Below are 16,189 nucleotides of genomic sequence, written 5' to 3'. Positions count from 1 at the left end.
AAAAACTGCACACAGCAGACGCTATGTGCAATGACGAGGAACAACATCAGGGTAATGAAGGTGTACGAGTAATACCTTTCGCCCCCATCAGCAACCCTTCCGTACTTAAGTCCTCATCCAGATCTGGCCAGTGTATACCCATTCCAGCCCCGCAGAGTTCCCAGTTTTCCCGTTGCGCAGGCGTACCAGCCGCAAGCCGGGGATACCAAGCTAACGGTGCCGAAATAGTTCGGCCATCCATCAAATCAACCGACAAACGGTCATCATCAATGCGGACATTCATTACACGCAGATCATTTTCATTGCGTAAAGTAAGCATCCAGGCCCCCTGTAAAAGTGTCCGATGCTCAGTCACCAGACGCTGCAGTATACGCAGTTCATGTGATGTAAATCCCACACTACGCGCAATACTGACATCATGTAACCATATTTTAGCGGTTGCATTGCCCTTATCAATATGAACATGCGCCGGTTCATTAGGTTGATGACTGTAAAAGTAAAAGCGAAAACCACCTACCCTAAGAATTGTCGGCATAATGTCTCCCGACAATCATAGAGCGTAAATGGCTGATTTTGCGATACCGTAACCAAAACCAAGGAACGGTATGTCATCGTCAAAATCCATCGGCGCGGCATTCCCACCCGATTGAGCTGGCTGGGGATACTGAGCCGGCGCACCACTGTGCGAGGGTTGCTGAGGTTTCCCCCAACTTCCATGGCCTGATTGTGCGGCGTTAGCAGGTTGCGAACGCCCCCCCAACATCTGCAGAGAGCCGCCAATGTTGACGACGATTTCAGTGGTGTATTTTTCAACACCTGCCTGATCGGTCCATTTGCGTGTCTGCAGGGAACCTTCTATGTAAACCTGCGAGCCCTTACGCAAATATTCACCGGCAATTTCGGCAAGTTTGCCGAACAGCACGACGCGGTGCCATTCGGTTTTTTCTTTCTGCTCACCGGTCGCCTTATCGCGCCAGCTCTCAGAGGTCGCCAGGGTAATGTTAGCAACCGCACCGCCATTTGGCATGTAACGGACTTCCGGATCCTGGCCGAGATGACCGACAAGTATGACTTTGTTTACGCCACGAGACGCCATAATCAAATCCTCATAGGGAATAGAATTGGAAAGAGAAAAACGCCCCGAAAAATCGAGGCGTAGAGGGCGTTATCAGAAGGAGTTTTCCGCGTATTGTTGCTGTGCGGAACCTTGCTGAGGTGGCGTAGAGTCGGATTTCTCAGCCTGATACACCTTTTCCTGACCGATTTTGATCCAATCGATCTTGATAAGGCGAGCTTTGAGGCTGACGCGCTGTTCACCGGCATGTTCGCCGCTGTTAAGCATGAAGATGTCCGCTTTGGGATTGCTGAGCACAAAACCAATCAGGACCTTTTTGTCTTCATCAACCGACTTTTGACAGCGGTTGATCAGGCTGCTGGCTTCTTTACCGGCGACCGTCACATCGAAACGCGTGTAACTGGCGTTATCGGTAGGACCGGAGAGTCCATTGACGACACAGCTGATAAAGGTGCCATTCGGGCCATTGACTTGTCGAATGTTGCTGAGATACCCCATCCCTTTGATAGTCAGGTTGAAATATTCAGTTTTGTTGGATGCTTGTTGAGTTTGGCTAGACATGGTGTTTTCTCCAGGAGTAAAGATTCGATGACGGAGAAATACACCTTCCCCGACGGGAAAAGTATTTCCCGTCGGGAGCCAGGTATGGGTATGCGCCATAGCCTGACAGTCTGATCAGATTGAATAAGCCTTAATCGTTACGCAAAGTCGCGTTCACTATCAACGATATCTACTCTCAAAGGCGGGCAGATGTACCACACAGCTAAGCTGCGTACTCCCTCTCAGGCTAAGGAAGCGTTCTTTTGTTACCACCCGAAGGCGATCCTCACAGGTAACGGGATCATTAGTGGCTGTCAATTAACAGCAGGGTCACCCGAAAGCGCTCATCACAGACCCACTGAGCATTGGTGGTTGTCCGGAGACAACAAGTAAGCCTGTTCATTTTTAGTTCAGGTGCTGCTGCTGTCAACCAGGAATATCAATTTTGTGATTTGAGAAAACAAAAACGGCACAGTCAAAGACTGCGCCGCGGAGTTTGCACCATAACTGGTAGTCGATCTCATCTGACTTCGAGGAGGGGTAGTAGACTCCTGGCGCGGTTTTCACGAAGTCGCATGCGCTTAATCAATCAACCTGAGTGTGGAGGCCATTGATACGGGCTGAAGCAGAATTGTCCATGCATTAAACTTTCCTGCCATCCGCAGCCACGGGGTGCAATGCATCAAAGCCCGCCCACATTAGCAAAACTTTCAGCTATGTACATCAGACAATCTCTTACTCCGCTCCGGTTGTTTTATTTTTAGCCGGTGACTTTTCTTTATAGCGCTTAGCCTTACGACTCCCCTTTGCATCAATGTTGATGATGCCCTGGCAAGTGGGGTAATTACTACAGCCCCAGAAGGCCCCTCCACCTTTCTTGCCTGCACGCCGGCGCATCGCCCCACCACATGTCGGGCACGGCGGTGAAGGTGGCGCTGTGAACTTCACCGCCTGCGTCTTCCCCTTCTCCACCAGGTGCCCCGTCCACTGTGTCTGGCGGCTCATGAACGTATCGAGTGTCATCTGGCCCTGGGCAATCTCGTCCAGCGCCTGCTCCCACAGCGCCGTCATCCCGGGATTTGTCAACGCGGTCGGTAACGCATCAATCAGTTCGCCGGCAATCGGCGTGGAGAGCAGGTATTTGCCCTTCTTCTCCAGATACCCCCGTTTAAACAGCGTCTCCAGGATACCGGCGCGCGTCGCTTCAGTACCCAACCCCGTGTTCTCTTTCAAAACCTTCTTCAACTGCGGGTCACTGACGAACGCCGCTGCATTTTTCATGGCGGCGATCAGTGTCCCGTCAGTGAAATGCCCTGGGGGCTTCGTCTGCAGCGTTTTGAGCTCAGCACCTGCAACGGCGACGGTTTCCCCTTTAACCAGTGACGGCAGCCGGACATCATCCGTGTCAGTTGGCTCCTCTTTCGCCTCGCTCGTGTCATGCTGGAACAGCGCTTTCCATCCAGCAACCACCTCGACCTTGCCGCGGGTGCGGAACAATTGTCCGCCGATATTAAAGGTGGCCTCCGTCACATCCACTTCATGTAACGGCAGGAACTGTGCCAGGTAATGCTGACGGATCAGCTGATAGACCTTGAACTCATCGGCAGACAGCTTACTCAGGTCGAACGGCTGCTTGGTCGGGATAATCCCATGGTGCGCCGTGATTTTTTTGTCGTTCCAGATACGGGAAATAAAGGCCCTGTCGAGCCTGGCCACGTTTTCGATCTGCGTTGGGTCCGTGCGGGTAACCGCACTCAGCACATCGGCAACCTCTTCCCGCATCGATGTCGGCAGATAGCCGCAATCCGTCCGGGGATACGTGGTGGCCTTGTGTGTCTCATACAATGACTGCGCGATACTCAAAACCTGGTTGGCGCTCATCCCCCACTTGCGTGAGCAAGCCTGCTGAAGGGTGCCCAGGTCAAATGCCAACGGCGCGGACTCTTTCTTGCGCTCGGTCCCCACCTCAAGCACAACGGCATTACCTGTTTGCTGACACAACTGCACAACGGCCTGCGCCACATTTTGTTGAATACAGCGCTTCTCTTCATCACAGTAGTTGGCTGCAGGTACCCAGTTTGCAGGGAAAGCGATCCCGCCTTTCTGCAGTGTAGCCTTGACTTGCCAGTACGGTTTGGAAATGAAGTTGGCAATTTCTCGGTCACGGTTTACGACCAGCGCCAGCGTGGGGGTCTGCACACGCCCGATCGATAACACCTCGCCGTATCCCTGCTCACGGGCCTTGAGCGTGTAAAGCCGGGTTAAATTCATCCCCGTCATCCAGTCAGCCCGGGCTCGTGCTAGGCCGGCTGCATACAGTGGCGCGGTCTTCTCGCCAGGGAGTTTGTTCGCCAGAGCATGCCGAATACTGGCCTCGTCCAGCGCTGACAACCAGAGTCGCTGAACCGGGCCGGTAAAGTGGCAATGCTCCAGTAATTCCCGCGCGATCACTTCCCCTTCGCGATCCGCATCGGTCGCAATTACCACAGAGTCAACCTGTTTGAGCAACCCGCGGATGACAGCAAACTGATCGGCAGTATCTTTCTTTACCGTCATTTTCCACTGAACAGGCACGATAGGCAGAACAGACTCCCGCCAGGGGCTACCGAACTGTTCACCGTAGGTCTCCGGCTGAGCTTGCTCCAGCAGATGCCCGATTGCCCAGGTGACGATGACGCCGGCGCCCGCCAGATAGCCCTGCTTACGCTGGGTCGCTCCGAGAATGGCACCAATATCTTTACCCTGGCTGGGTTTTTCGCACAGGTAGAGCTGCATCAGATAACCTCCCTCAGCCCTGCTGACCTTTGGCAACCTGCTGCAGCTGCGTCATCAGTCTCCCAAGGTAAGCATCTGTCAGGTGTGAGGCATCCGGTGAGCTATATGTCACTTTCAGACGGCTGCCGGCACCGGATTTGACCACTTCGAGCTCAAGGCGATCATTGCCTTTCCATTCCTGCCCCATCTTGTAATAACTGCCCCGATTTGCTGACCAGACCGGGCGCGCTTCATCAATGGAGCTAGCACTCCAGTCACCGTGCTGATCACGCTGGCGCAGACTTTCAAGCTCCTCGGAGGAGATGAACTGATAATAACTTTTCAGCCGCGCCGCAGCGGTATCAACGTCCACCGGGAGCGTATACGTATGATGCACATCCTGCCGGGGCCCGGAAATACCGGCTCGGCTCATCCAGGGCATGCCACCCCCACTGGAACCACCGCTGCCACCGCTTGCCAATGAATGTGCAGCGTCACTGATTTTCTGGTTCCACTCGCCCAACGCAGTGCCTGCACACCCCGTTAACAACAACGCGGCGCAAAGAACACCAGGCATCAAAAAAGACTTTACCTGTCGATTCATACTCATGATTTAGCTCCTTTTTTAGAGGAAGTTAATGCAGAGGTCTTGAGTGGCGGCGAGAAAGAGGAGCGTACCGCGCCCGACATAATGCCTTCGTCAGGCATACCAAAACGGGTGATCGCATCCTTACCTGCGGGGGTTTCGAGACGAATATCATCCCGAGTCACCTTGACGGGACGATAGTGTTGGACGACACCGTAAACGCTACGGATCCAATGCCCCCCTCGGTCCAATAAAGTGTCGCGTTCCGAACGTGATATAAGCCCATAGTGCCAGGCTTGAAATGCTTTCATCGCAAGCTGGTCATAGCCAACCAGAAGGAAAACACAGCGATATCCCACAGGGGTGCGGCTAAATACACCAATATTTAAAGGAGACACAGAAGAAACATCTGAAAGAGAAATTTGAGCAGGGATATTTGCCAGAGTTTTATCCAGCTCGGCAACAGCCAGTTGAAGTAACTGCGTACCTTTATTTAAGGTATCTTCCAGGGCGACCATCGCAGCATCGGCATAAGGGTTATCTTCACCTGAAGCCTCATTGATCTGCCCTGCTCGTAGAATAAAACGGGGCATACTATAAATATCAGGGCGTCGCTTCCCCGACGTTTCAGGATCGGCACTTTGACTACGCCGCCCTTCCCACAAACGAATGGCATAGAAGGTATGAAGCTCTACGGTAAGAGTTGATTTTAGTGCACCAGCGCGTGCAGTCACCTGTTTTTGTTCGTTATTGTTTGCTGATTCAACCATTAGAAGCATCCTTCTGGGAATGTATGTGGCTTGAAATAGTCTCGGCAGACACCATTAGCAACAATCCAAAACTCTTTTTGCGCGACGAACAAAAACTCAAAAGACCATGCCGTACACTTTTTAACTACTGCTGCCAGTGGCAGCAATGCTCATTTTTCAACCATTGATGCCAGTGGCAGCGGTGCTCATTTTTTAATCATTGCTGCCAGTGGCAGCAGTGCTCACTTTTTAACCATTGCTGCCAGTGGCAGCGGTGCTCACTTTTTAATCATTGCTGCCAGTGGCAGCGGTGCTCATTTTTCAACCATTGATGCCAGTGGCAGCAGTGCTCACTTTTTAACCATTGCTGCCAGTGGCAGCAGTGCTCACTTTTTAATCATTGCTGCCAGTGGCAGCAGTGCTCACTTTTTAATCATTGCTGCCAGTGGCAGCAGTGCTCACTTTTTAATCATTGCTGCCAGTGGCAGCGGTACTCATTTTTCAACCATTGATGCCAGTGGCAGCAGTGCTCATTTTTTAACCATTGCTGCCAGTGGCAGCAATGCTCACTTTTTAACCATTGCTGCCAGTGGCAGCAGTGCTCTATTTTTGAACAAGATTGACTATCTGCACTCACAACTCATTTTGTTGCTCGCATCATTTGCTGGCGCAATTTAGCCACAACACCGCTTACATAGTCCCGCGAAGCCAGGCGTTGGCGGACTGGACCTGTTGGTTTTGCTGGTGCCACAGGGCAATGTATTTGGCGTCGTGATACAGGCCTGGCAGGCTCTGGGGATTTTCCACTCGCATACAGTTCACCGTTCCGGGCGCGCTTGATCACCGCCAGCAGCCAGCCAGTTGGGTTATTCAGGCCGCCTCGAGCCATCGTTTGCGCCAGGCTCTCCAGTACCTGCCGGGCGTAGGATTCGGGTAACGCTTGAAGCTGAGCTACGACCTGTCTTTGGTCATCCGCCTCCATGCTGTTCTGCAGTTCGGGCGGTAACTCAGGTACGTACGTTGTTTTATTCACACTCTGTGTGAAAGAACGTACGTTACAGTTCGGTTTCGTTGATGCACCGTAAGTTACTGATTCTAGAATTAGTTCGGAAAGCGAACTCGGTGTTTTGCTCCCCTGTTTTACACTGAGTTCGGTATCCGAACCGGACGTATATTTACTGAGTTCGGGATCCGAACCCGGGGATTTTTTACTGAGTTCGGCGTCCGGATGAGACACTCTGGCGGCCATCTGTTGCGGAGTTTGTGGCGACCCCAGCCGTTCAGCAATCGCCGCCATCTGGGAATGCTGATGGCGCATCGTGGGGTCATTTTGAATATCGGACAGTACCGACCAGGCAGTCTGGCTGACGGTGCGGTTCTTATGCGTGCAGCCCATGGCGACCGTATCCAGCCAGGTCGGATCCAATGTCTCCGCATCACGGGCCGAGAGTGGCTCATCGTGTTGGGCATAGATATTCCCCCTCACCCGCCCCTTGTCGTCACGCACACGCCGGCACAAACTGAGCCAACCGGTTAGGCGTAACATCAGCAGCACACGGCTGACGGTCTCGCGGGACGCCTTACCGTTAAACGGCGAAGCGAGCTGCAGCTGCAGTTCGTCATAGGTCGGAAATACGGCGCCCTGGTTCTGTTGCGCGTACAGGCGGATCATTATCCACGCGGTTTTATCTAGTGGTGACAGACGAGTGTCCAGGAGCAACCGCCGGGGGATGGAATCATGCACATTGCCCATGTACAGCAGACCGCTGCGCAGATTCGTGACATCGGTAGTCCCCGCATGCTTTTCGGCACCTATTCGTTCCGCCAGGCGGGCATTCATTTGATCGAGAGTAAAGGTGATCAGGCTATCATCAGGTGTTCTGTTTATACTCATCGATTTTGCGCATCCTTATTACGCTATTACGCTGCCCCCGCCCACAGGGCGAAGACATCAATCGGTTGTCGTGCAGGCGCTGCTGCATCCGGCCTAACGGCACTCAGGCCTGTACCCAACAGTCAGGTACAGGCTGAATATCATCACTTCCACAGTTCGTTGTTGTAGCGCTCGTGGGTCAACAGCTCCCAGTCATCACCACTGTTTCGGCTGAGCAGCCGCCAGTTGGTACCGATATCAATCTTCATCCAGGCACGCCCGGGGGCGTGCTTACCTTTGACATGAAGGTTCTTGTAGTTACGTTCCCCGCGGCGGAAACGCCTGACCTGCTCCTTCGCCTTTTTCTGGCAGGACAGCGGCGCCGAACGGGGGACCCGCAAACCCGGTATTAACATCACTGGCTTCATGCCCGCCTCCTTGCATTTCCTCCCGGCGTACCGCGTGGCGTACGCACGGCCTGAATGGCTTTTCTGGCGGTCGCAGCCTGAGGGGTATCAAAGCTGCGAACGGCATGCCAGACAGCCGTCAGAGAAACATCCATCTGCTCGGCAGCCAACATCATGACGTCCAGTCCATCTGCACTGGAGACGTCATCAATGTCGGCTTTTTGCCACTGGCGCCACAAGGCGGCATTCTCGTCGTCGCTGAGCGCCGCACAGCGCCCCTGGCGAATGCTGATACCGGTCATGCGCCGGCGAGCGGCAACTTCAACGGTTGAGAGGCCAAAATAATGCTGCATCATTTCGATAGAGCCCCCTAACGCCAGTGCACGATCAATCCGCTGCATGCGCTGCTGCTCGCGGCGCGCATGTTGCAGCATCAAGGAGAAATTCTCGTGATGGATTTGGAAGGTCAGCACCGATACCGAACTGTTCATCAGGTAATGCAGCTCTTCAATAGTCAGTCCGCGCAGCAGTTGCATCTCTTCTGTCGTCAACCCCAGAGACTCACAGCGGCGGATATAGCCTGATTTAAGCTCCATCACTAACTGCGTGAGCAGGCTGTTCGTCGCCTGAGACAAGCTATTACTCATAGTGAAGTTCCCCCAATTTCTGAAAAATATCTCGAGAAAACAGCAAATAAGCATACCAGTAACACCATTTTAACAAACAGGAACCCAAAATGAAGGTCAGGGTTGTGATAAGGAACAAACAAGGAATCATGAGCTACGTCCTCCCTGATAACGAATTCCTGCGACCGCGCCCCCCTGAACCCCTTGGTGTAATCGGGCATTCTGGCCTGCTTCGTATCCACGTAAACGGGCAATATCATCACCGCAGCAGGCTTTCGGGGCACGCGTTTGCAACTCACCCATCTTTTGGCTTTCCAGCCAGGTTCCCATCAGCTCGCATTCCTGTTCTGTCACGGTAAACGTCGTAATTATTCTCCGGACACCGGCAACCCAGCCGGCACGAAACTGCTCTGCTCGTGCACGGCGCGTACTCATTTTCAGGCGCTTATTCTGGGTTTTCAGGTAGTCTGCAGTAGCATCTTTCAACTGCCGGCTCAGCACATCAAACGCATAAGCCGCAACGGCCGGCCGCTCACTAAAGCCGTAAAACGTCACGTTGCGGCGCGGGCCCGAAGCGGTATCCCGCCAGGAAAAATACAAACGGCATCCAAAGGCGCGGGCAATCGCCCACGCCAGTCCAGACATCCATTCAGGCAATTTTTGTTTCGCTTCGGAAGGCGCTCCACGGCTCGGCGCCGTCTGAATAGAGGAAAGGCTGGCTTCCAGCTCGCTGATGCCGTATTTCTGCATCAGTTTTTGCGCGCGGGCTAATGCCAGCCCAGCCTCATGCGCATTGCTGTTGCTTCGGGCCAGTTCAAGCAGTTTGCGCACCAGTTTCACCAGGCGTGCCTGTCGTTGTGAATGGCTCATCAGACTGTCTCCTCTGTTGCAGGTAAGTCACGCTGCAGTTCACGTAAACGACGCAAAACACGAATAAGGCGCATCAATTTCACGGCATGAACGTCGTCAAGCAAAGGCCAGTCAGCAGCATTTTCCGACCCGATGAGGGCTTCATTAAGCGAGTGGGATGAGGCGCCGTCCAGGTTGTTGCCGGCAAGGGTCAGAAGTAACGCGGTGAAGCGAGATGGGCGATCAGCGGTCAATGCGTAGCCGGCAGCCTGCAAATCAGCTTTGTCGGCTTTGATTTCAGCTTCGCAACCCGCCACTTCAGCCAGTTCAAATGCCAACCGGAACGTGATCACCTGCAGGTGCTCGATATCGTCCTGCAGGGCAGAAATAGCCCAAATGGAGGAAACCGGCTCAAGTCCTACCTCGGCAAAAGGCACCTCTGCAACAGGGGACACACCTTGCTTTGGCTGTCTCCCGGTATTGCTGTGAGGGGTTGTCGACTCATGAGTACCAGGCAGGGGGACGGTGGTATTCTCACCGTCTAAAACCGTTTCAACGTCATCCGACAACACCGAAGGCGCACCATATAAGTCAGGCTGAGTTTCAACACGGCGTTCAATTTGAGTTGTAGGCGCTTCCACTTCTTGAGCGTCCTGTGATTCATCATCGGCATCACCCGTTGACTCATGCAACGCGCTGTCCAGCACCAAAGAAGAGCCACCACCCGGCACTTCAGATTCCGTTGAGGGTAAACCACCGTTTTCTTCCTGCTGCAGCTCAGGCGCCAACACGACAGTACTCGCCTTATCTGGCAACTCAGGCGTTAACGTCGGTTCACCGAGGTGCTTGCGCCGGTTTTGCTCTTTCGGATCGAGCTCAAGTAGCCAGCGATCATAATTGAGCAAAGGGTGTGGCAATGCTTTGATGAGTGCCCCAATCAACTCATCGCGAAACATATCAAGCGAGTAGACTTCAGGCGAATCAAAATGGCGGCACACATCACCGAAAACGGTATCAAATGGCTGATTCGAATCTTGGGTAATGCAGTGCTTCTGCCATGTGGTTTCGGCATGAGACCGCATCGCCAGTAATTGCAGAATTTGCGGACGCCCCAAGCCAGTCTCCAACAAGTGAGGCATATAGGGATACAGGTACTGCACTGCATCTTCCATCCGACTGATACTGGAATTATGGACGGGGTAACCTTCTGCGGTAAGGAGTGTTGAAAGCTCTCGTAATGAGACAGGCTTACCCAACTGTGCTTCATATAATTCTCGAGCCTGGCGAATGCCAAAGGCTTTTTCAATGAAACTCAGGTCACCGCGAACCTCATTCTCGGCGAGGTGACCTATCACGCAAGATAATCGCCCGGGCCATGGTTTGAACACACAAGAGAAGCGGTAAAATCGTTCTTCTCCCGTTTCCTGCCAAAGCTCGGAAAGAATGGCATAACGCGTATTGCCCCCATCGCTGAAAAAGTACCCCAGCTCTGGACGTTCCGGATCACGAGTCACCTTTGGTACCGTATCCAAACCGCGAGCTCGGATTGACGACTTTATTTCCTCATATTTCGGGTTACGCGAGGTTCGTGGGTTATCCGGGTTCGGGTTCACCTCATCCAGTGTCAGTACCAACGGCATTTCAGCGACGGGGATCTCCGCAACCCCTGCGGCTAATGGCTGCGTACCTGCTGCGGCCTTACCCTGTTGAAGTAAAGCACTGTTCAGATCGAGGATCTTAGTTTTAGGACGCGCCATGTTTACGCCCTCCCCGAGTATTGGTCATACTGACCATCGTGGAGATCGCTGAACGCGGTGAATTGCCCTTCAAACTTGACGCGAACGGTACCCGTTGCCCCCTGCCGCTGCTTACCAATGATAATTTCTGCCGTGCCGACATCATCAGAATCAGCGTAATAGACCTCATCACGGTAGATGAATGCGATCACATCGGCATCCTGCTCCAGCGCGCCGGAGTCTCGCAGGTCACCATTAAAGGGACGTTTGTCAGCACGGCTTTCCAACTGACGGTTCAACTGAGACAGCGCGACAACGGGACAATCAAGTTCTTTGGCCAGCGCTTTCAGACTGCGGGAAATTTCTGAAATTTCCTGGGTACGATTTTCCTGGCCAGGGCAACGCATTAGCTGCAGGTAATCAACCATGATTAAACCCGGCTTCCCGTACAACCGGGTGTAGCGCCGTGCCCTGGAGCGCAGCAGTGCGGGGGTCAAAAATGACTCATCGTCAATAATCAGGCGATTTTCCAATGGCAACAACCGCTCCATCGCCTTGGAAATACGCGCCCAATCTTCATCATCCAACTGGCCGCTGCGCAGCCTTGAAAGTTCAACCCGCCCGTCAACAGCAATCAGGCGTTGAAGCAGTTGCTCGCGCGGCATTTCCAGGCTGAAAAAGAATGCAGGTTTCTCCGTGCCACGAAGCGCACCGGTGTAAGCGCTCAATGCAAAAGCGGTTTTACCCATCGACGGACGTGCAGCAACCAAAACCAAATCACCGGGCTGCAAGCCACACGTCATCACATCAAGCTCTGAGAAACCGGTCGGGGTGCCGGTGATACCATTACCGCCATTCACCGTCTCCAGATAGGTCACGACAGCATTCAGCCCATCGGTCAGGCTGACATTCTGCTGTGACTGGGTTTGCGCAGAGAGCTGGAACAATTGCTGTTCAGCCCTTTCGGTCAGGGCAGCAGAGTCTGCGCGGGGATTAGCGGCATCAGCGCTCAATTCACGCCCGAGTTGCAGCAGGCTACGCAGGCGGCTGCGTTCAGCGACAATCTCGGCATAGGCGACAATATTGGCTGCGCTCGGCGTGTTTTTAGACAACTCCGCCAGATAGGCAAAACCGCCTACCTGCTCGAGCTCACCATGTTGTTCCAATGATTCGTGGAGCGTAATCAGATCAATCGGCTGCTGTACAGCCATCAGGCGAACCATAGCCTGGAAAATTCGGCGATGTGCCGCCAGATAAAAATCACGTTCTCCAACTAATGGGAGAACGTCATCCCACCGCTCGTTATCCAGCATCAAGCCGCCGAGAACGGCCTGCTCAGCATCGGAGGAATAAGGGATTTTGGTTGTTGCCTGGTTCATGGTTGCACCTCCGATTTCCCGGCCAGCAGTGCATCAAAGTCTGATTTCCACTGAGGGAATAGCTCACAAGCCAGCATATGCATGGTGTCAGCGGCTGCAGGTGTAGACGTTCGAGTTGTGGTTTTTTCGAGACGATGAACGGGTTGACCGGAAGCATGCCCCATTTTGTAAATTTCCAACTTGGGGATGATGGTGTCGAGAAGGGAGACGTCGAAGGTATCTGCACGCAGATATTGGCCGTTTGCGATAATGCCGCGCAGACTATTCAGGGTCTGCCAATCCAGATTCGTGTACTCCATGCAGTTCGTCAAAATACGGATACGCGGTAACGCAATACCGTAGCTGGTCAGCGGCAATAATCCTTCCATCAACCCCAATGTGCCGCGCAGAAACTCACGCGTATCCGGCAGTATAGGTTTGATAACCCCGACAGCGAACTCCGTACTGGCCACTAGAATAAGCTCGAGCATCACAGACGCCGCACCTTTCGAATCAATGATGATGGCGTCGTACTCGTTGAACAAAGGGTGCTGCAGAACATTCTTCAAACGCATCCGTCCATCAGGGGCATGCAGCATGGCAGAAGATAAACGGTCGTGGGGATCGTTGGAAACAATGATGTCCAGATTTGGGATAACAGAACGGGAGATAATTTGCTCCGAATGGTTGAGGTCGACAGTCTTCATCAACAGCTCATACAAACCGTTAGGTGATTCATATTCAAGAGAAAAAATGCTGCTTGCAGTGGGTTGGGAGTGGTCACCATCAATGAGGAGAGTTTTTTTGCCCGCATCAGCAAGGAAGCCGGCAAGGTTGGCGCTTTGGGTAGATTTACCTTCCCCTCCTTTGGTTGAGACCATAGGGATAACACGAGGTTTTGAGTAGCTAGCATTCGTAGATGTGGCTTTAGATGATAATGTATGCATGTTTTACACTCGAATTTATCAATTTGCGTGCAAACAGTAAAATCACATACCTTTAACAATTACCCAACAAACGCAGGGATTGAAAATCCCCGTGTCCTTGGTTCGATTCCGAGTCCGGGCACCATATTTAGAGAACCCAGCCTATGGCTGGGTTTTTGCTTTTCAGGGATAGGACTCTCCATCGAACAAGTTCGATTATTCGGACGGAGGCCTCACACTACGGGCCAACGGCTCAGTTGGATCCCCCGCTCGGCCGCGCCGGCGCCAAACTCCGCCAACACCGCCCTCACATCCGGGTCGATATACTCGGCGTTATCATGCTCGGCGATCACCACACAATTATCGGGGATCTGCGCCAGCAGGCTTTGCAGGCGCGGATTATGCAGAAAAGTCAGGTTCTGGTGGAACCGCACGACATAATGATCGTCGTAACAACTTAGTTGCAGCGCATTGCGGTGGCTTTTGTAGGTACTACACAGCAGTTGCGCCATCAGCCCGATAGCAATGCCCGCCAGCATGCCGAAGATAATGATGCAGGACAGGGTGAGGATGAAGGGAATAAATTGCGGCAACCCCTGACGCCACTGGGCGATAAACAATGCCGGAGAGGCCAGCTTATAGCCGGTATACAGCAGTACCGCCGCCAGGCTGGCTAACGGAATGGTGTTTAACGCATCGCTGAAGAACAGGCCGCATAACAGCAGCAACACACCGTGCAGCAGAATCGAAATGCGGCTACGCGCTCCGGCATTGACGTTCACCGAGCTGCGGACAATCACCGCAGTGATCGGCAGGCCGCCGAGAAAACCGCTCAGCATATTGCCAACGCCCTGAGCACGCATTTCCTTGTCCGGCGAAGGTGCCGGCGTTTGGGATTTCAGCTTTTTCAGCGCCTCCTGACTCAGCAGGGTTTCCAGGCTAGCCACCAGCGCCAACGTCAACGCGATGAGATAAACCGAAGGGTTGCGCCAGGCACCTTGCCAGTCCGGGCGGCTGAGCTGCTCGCCCAACGCCTCGGCACTGTCGAATTTAGGCAATGAAATGCGCGGCATGGCGCCGATGCTTTCCGGCATCCACCGTTCACCAAAGACCACGGCCAGGCTGCCCCAGAGCACAGCCACCAGCGGGCCGGGAAGATAACGGGCCAACGGGATCCGTTTCACCGGCGCGGTGGTCCACAGCCACATGATCAACAGAGCCCCCAAGGCAACCAGCGCCGAGGCGGGCGACAGCAGCTCGGCACCGTCGGCCAGCAACGCCTTCAGGCTTGCGTCCCCCTGTACGCCCAACGCGACCGGCACCTGCTGCATGATCAGCAAAATACCGATGGCTACCAGCATGCCCTGGATCACCGTACCAGGCACCAGCGTGATCCACCGTCCGGCGCGCAGCAGGCCGAAAATAAGCTGCAGCGCCCCCGCCAGCATCAGCGCCACCAGCAGCAATGAAAATGAACCCAGCGTTTCCATGGCAGCGGTCACAATGGTGACCAGGCCGGCCGCAGGCCCGCTGACAGCGTAACGCGAAGGGCTCAGCAAGGTGACCACAATGCCGCCGATGACCCCGGTCAGCAGCCCGACAAAAGGCGGTAAACCACTGGCCTGCGCAATGCCAAGGCTGAGCGGCAATGCCACCAGAAACACCACTATTCCGGCAGGAATATCATTACGCAGAGTGCTGAAGTTCATGACCCACCTCCGCAGCGTTCTGATGGACGAGCTCCTTCAAATGCCCTTCTTGCAGATCGTACACGCAGCCAAAAACGTCCAGCATCTTGCCCTGCTCCCAGCGTCGGCGTACCGGTTCGCTGGCAATCAAATGGGCGAACTGGGTTACCACGTGCGCGTCGATAAGCCGGTTCAGACGTACAGCGTCGTTCCCCTCCGCCTGCTGATAATCCTGCAAGTCATGTTCCAGTGAACGCCGCAAATGCGCCATCCGTCGCGCCAAGGCGCTGTCTTCTTTCGCCAGCGACATTGCCGGCAACGCCACTGCAGCCTGTACGCCGCCGCAACCGTAATGGCCGCACAATACAATGGCGGAGACTTGCAGATATTCCAGCGCATATTGCAATACGCTCATCAGACTATCGTCATCCTCAAGAACCATATTGGCGATATTGCGATGAACGAAAAGCTCACCAGGGTGTGTGCCGGTCAGTACCTCGGCCGGGACACGGCTGTCGGAACAGCCTATCCACAACGCCTGCGGCTGCTGACCGGCGACATGCTTGCGGAAGTAATGCGGGTTGCGCTGGCGCTGCTGTAGCGCCCAGCTGCGGTTTCTGGCTATCAGGGGTTTAAGTATCGTCACGGCATGCATCTCTCTGTTGGGGGACAAACAGGCTCTCGCCTACCCGCCCAGGAGCCAATTACATGAATCAAAATGATGGTTTTATCCCAAAGCCAAAATTGGCATGGGGCATTTTTTACACGCACAGCGCCGTTCCTCCATCAGGAAAGGCCCCTATTAACCATAGAAGCAGCAACGAATCTGACAAGGGAAAACAGCCGGGAACTTTTAACAAAAACAAGTAAACATTTTGATTTTGTTGATTAATCAATCACGGCAGGCATATTAAAAAACTAAAATAACTCCAAAGAGAGCATTCTTTACATTCGCTGCCTGCCCCGCCAGAAATCGGGCATAAAAAAACCCGCCATAAGACGGGTTTTCTAATAATTGCACA

Annotated in this window: 16 protein-coding genes; 1 reads left to right on the top strand and 15 read right to left on the bottom strand. The window is 53.7% G+C overall.

All coding sequences use genetic code 11. The features are described from left to right. Positions 1 to 46: 46 nt before the first annotated feature. The 15 genes from JEM67_RS01975 to JEM67_RS01905 all read right to left on the bottom strand — a co-directional run bounded on the left by JEM67_RS01975 (position 47) and on the right by JEM67_RS01905 (position 15,822). On the bottom strand, positions 47 to 535 hold the full coding sequence (locus JEM67_RS01975; RefSeq protein WP_426406343.1) for a DUF2442 domain-containing protein: 489 nt from the start codon (positions 533 to 535) through the stop codon (positions 47 to 49). 15 nt (positions 536 to 550) lie between these two features. Beyond that, positions 551 to 1,096, bottom strand: a complete 546-nt coding sequence (locus JEM67_RS01970; RefSeq protein ID WP_199638769.1) for a single-stranded DNA-binding protein — start codon at positions 1,094 to 1,096, stop codon at positions 551 to 553. 72 nt (positions 1,097 to 1,168) lie between these two features. Beyond that, on the bottom strand, positions 1,169 to 1,636 hold the full coding sequence (locus tag JEM67_RS01965; RefSeq protein ID WP_199638767.1) for an STY4534 family ICE replication protein: 468 nt from the start codon (positions 1,634 to 1,636) through the stop codon (positions 1,169 to 1,171). Positions 1,637 to 2,350: 714 nt separating this feature from the next. Further along, complete coding sequence (locus JEM67_RS01960; protein ID WP_199638765.1) at positions 2,351 to 4,390, bottom strand: DNA topoisomerase III; 2,040 nt, start codon at positions 4,388 to 4,390, stop codon at positions 2,351 to 2,353. A 13-nt stretch (positions 4,391 to 4,403) separates the two neighbouring features. Beyond that, positions 4,404 to 4,979, bottom strand: coding sequence for a hypothetical protein (locus JEM67_RS01955; protein WP_199638763.1), 576 nt, complete (start codon positions 4,977 to 4,979; stop codon positions 4,404 to 4,406). Continuing rightward, positions 4,976 to 5,725, bottom strand: coding sequence for a PFL_4669 family integrating conjugative element protein (locus JEM67_RS01950; protein WP_199638761.1), 750 nt, complete (start codon positions 5,723 to 5,725; stop codon positions 4,976 to 4,978). The genes JEM67_RS01955 and JEM67_RS01950 overlap by 4 nt, the downstream gene beginning before the upstream one ends. 619 nt (positions 5,726 to 6,344) lie before the next feature. Beyond that, positions 6,345 to 7,598: an STY4528 family pathogenicity island replication protein gene (locus JEM67_RS01945; RefSeq protein ID WP_199638759.1), complete on the bottom strand. Its 1,254-nt coding sequence runs from the start codon at positions 7,596 to 7,598 to the stop codon at positions 6,345 to 6,347. A 143-nt stretch (positions 7,599 to 7,741) separates the two neighbouring features. Beyond that, positions 7,742 to 8,005: a hypothetical protein gene (locus JEM67_RS01940; protein ID WP_199638757.1), complete on the bottom strand. Its 264-nt coding sequence runs from the start codon at positions 8,003 to 8,005 to the stop codon at positions 7,742 to 7,744. Next, positions 8,002 to 8,631: a DUF2857 domain-containing protein gene (locus tag JEM67_RS01935; protein ID WP_199638755.1), complete on the bottom strand. Its 630-nt coding sequence runs from the start codon at positions 8,629 to 8,631 to the stop codon at positions 8,002 to 8,004. Before JEM67_RS01935 ends, JEM67_RS01940 begins: the two co-directional genes overlap by 4 nt. 126 nt (positions 8,632 to 8,757) lie before the next feature. Beyond that, positions 8,758 to 9,480 carry a DUF2786 domain-containing protein gene (locus JEM67_RS01930; RefSeq protein WP_199638753.1) on the bottom strand — a complete coding sequence of 241 codons (723 nt, stop codon included), beginning with the start codon at positions 9,478 to 9,480 and terminating at the stop codon, positions 8,758 to 8,760. Beyond that, on the bottom strand, positions 9,480 to 11,216 hold the full coding sequence (locus JEM67_RS01925) for a ParB family protein (RefSeq protein WP_199638751.1): 1,737 nt from the start codon (positions 11,214 to 11,216) through the stop codon (positions 9,480 to 9,482). The genes JEM67_RS01930 and JEM67_RS01925 overlap by 1 nt, the downstream gene beginning before the upstream one ends. Positions 11,217 to 11,218: 2 nt before the next feature. Further along, positions 11,219 to 12,574, bottom strand: a complete 1,356-nt coding sequence (gene dnaB-PI / locus JEM67_RS01920) for an SPI-7-type island replicative DNA helicase (protein WP_199638749.1) — start codon at positions 12,572 to 12,574, stop codon at positions 11,219 to 11,221. Next, positions 12,571 to 13,434: a ParA family protein gene (locus JEM67_RS01915; RefSeq protein WP_370576189.1), complete on the bottom strand. Its 864-nt coding sequence runs from the start codon at positions 13,432 to 13,434 to the stop codon at positions 12,571 to 12,573. Before JEM67_RS01915 ends, dnaB-PI begins: the two co-directional genes overlap by 4 nt. Before the next feature lie 278 nt (positions 13,435 to 13,712). Further along, positions 13,713 to 15,188: a SulP family inorganic anion transporter gene (locus JEM67_RS01910; RefSeq protein WP_199638745.1), complete on the bottom strand. Its 1,476-nt coding sequence runs from the start codon at positions 15,186 to 15,188 to the stop codon at positions 13,713 to 13,715. Then, on the bottom strand, positions 15,166 to 15,822 hold the full coding sequence (locus tag JEM67_RS01905; protein WP_199638814.1) for a carbonic anhydrase: 657 nt from the start codon (positions 15,820 to 15,822) through the stop codon (positions 15,166 to 15,168). Before JEM67_RS01905 ends, JEM67_RS01910 begins: the two co-directional genes overlap by 23 nt. 53 nt (positions 15,823 to 15,875) lie before the next feature. On the opposite strand from JEM67_RS01905, the gene JEM67_RS01900 reads away from it, so the two are divergent. Next, the gene (locus JEM67_RS01900) at positions 15,876 to 16,037 is read left to right on the top strand and encodes a hypothetical protein (RefSeq protein ID WP_158307040.1); all 162 of its coding nucleotides are present in this window, start codon (positions 15,876 to 15,878) and stop codon (positions 16,035 to 16,037) included. Positions 16,038 to 16,189: the final 152 nt, after the last annotated feature.

This window comes from Serratia sp. PAMC26656 (assembly GCF_016469055.2).
Classification (GTDB): Bacteria; Pseudomonadota; Gammaproteobacteria; order Enterobacterales; family Enterobacteriaceae; genus Serratia; species Serratia plymuthica.
The sequence above is the reverse complement of the archived record's forward strand: the minus strand, read 5'-3'. Positions and strand labels throughout refer to the sequence as shown.

What these genes read in the sequence shown, in the direction of transcription:
- JEM67_RS01975 (WP_426406343.1), bottom strand. Translation starts at nt 535, where the DNA reads ATGCCGACAATTCTTAGGGTAGGTGGTTTTCGCTTTTACTTTTACAGT.
- JEM67_RS01970 (WP_199638769.1), bottom strand. Translation starts at nt 1,096, where the DNA reads ATGGCGTCTCGTGGCGTAAACAAAGTCATACTTGTCGGTCATCTCGGC.
- JEM67_RS01965 (WP_199638767.1), bottom strand. Translation starts at nt 1,636, where the DNA reads ATGTCTAGCCAAACTCAACAAGCATCCAACAAAACTGAATATTTCAAC.
- JEM67_RS01960 (WP_199638765.1), bottom strand. Translation starts at nt 4,390, where the DNA reads ATGCAGCTCTACCTGTGCGAAAAACCCAGCCAGGGTAAAGATATTGGT.
- JEM67_RS01955 (WP_199638763.1), bottom strand. Translation starts at nt 4,979, where the DNA reads ATGAGTATGAATCGACAGGTAAAGTCTTTTTTGATGCCTGGTGTTCTT.
- JEM67_RS01950 (WP_199638761.1), bottom strand. Translation starts at nt 5,725, where the DNA reads ATGGTTGAATCAGCAAACAATAACGAACAAAAACAGGTGACTGCACGC.
- JEM67_RS01945 (WP_199638759.1), bottom strand. Translation starts at nt 7,598, where the DNA reads ATGAGTATAAACAGAACACCTGATGATAGCCTGATCACCTTTACTCTC.
- JEM67_RS01940 (WP_199638757.1), bottom strand. Translation starts at nt 8,005, where the DNA reads ATGAAGCCAGTGATGTTAATACCGGGTTTGCGGGTCCCCCGTTCGGCG.
- JEM67_RS01935 (WP_199638755.1), bottom strand. Translation starts at nt 8,631, where the DNA reads ATGAGTAATAGCTTGTCTCAGGCGACGAACAGCCTGCTCACGCAGTTA.
- JEM67_RS01930 (WP_199638753.1), bottom strand. Translation starts at nt 9,480, where the DNA reads ATGAGCCATTCACAACGACAGGCACGCCTGGTGAAACTGGTGCGCAAA.
- JEM67_RS01925 (WP_199638751.1), bottom strand. Translation starts at nt 11,216, where the DNA reads ATGGCGCGTCCTAAAACTAAGATCCTCGATCTGAACAGTGCTTTACTT.
- dnaB-PI (WP_199638749.1), bottom strand. Translation starts at nt 12,574, where the DNA reads ATGAACCAGGCAACAACCAAAATCCCTTATTCCTCCGATGCTGAGCAG.
- JEM67_RS01915 (WP_370576189.1), bottom strand. Translation starts at nt 13,434, where the DNA reads ATGGTCTCAACCAAAGGAGGGGAAGGTAAATCTACCCAAAGCGCCAAC.
- JEM67_RS01910 (WP_199638745.1), bottom strand. Translation starts at nt 15,188, where the DNA reads ATGAACTTCAGCACTCTGCGTAATGATATTCCTGCCGGAATAGTGGTG.
- JEM67_RS01905 (WP_199638814.1), bottom strand. Translation starts at nt 15,822, where the DNA reads ATGCATGCCGTGACGATACTTAAACCCCTGATAGCCAGAAACCGCAGC.
- JEM67_RS01900 (WP_158307040.1), top strand. Translation starts at nt 15,876, where the DNA reads ATGAATCAAAATGATGGTTTTATCCCAAAGCCAAAATTGGCATGGGGC.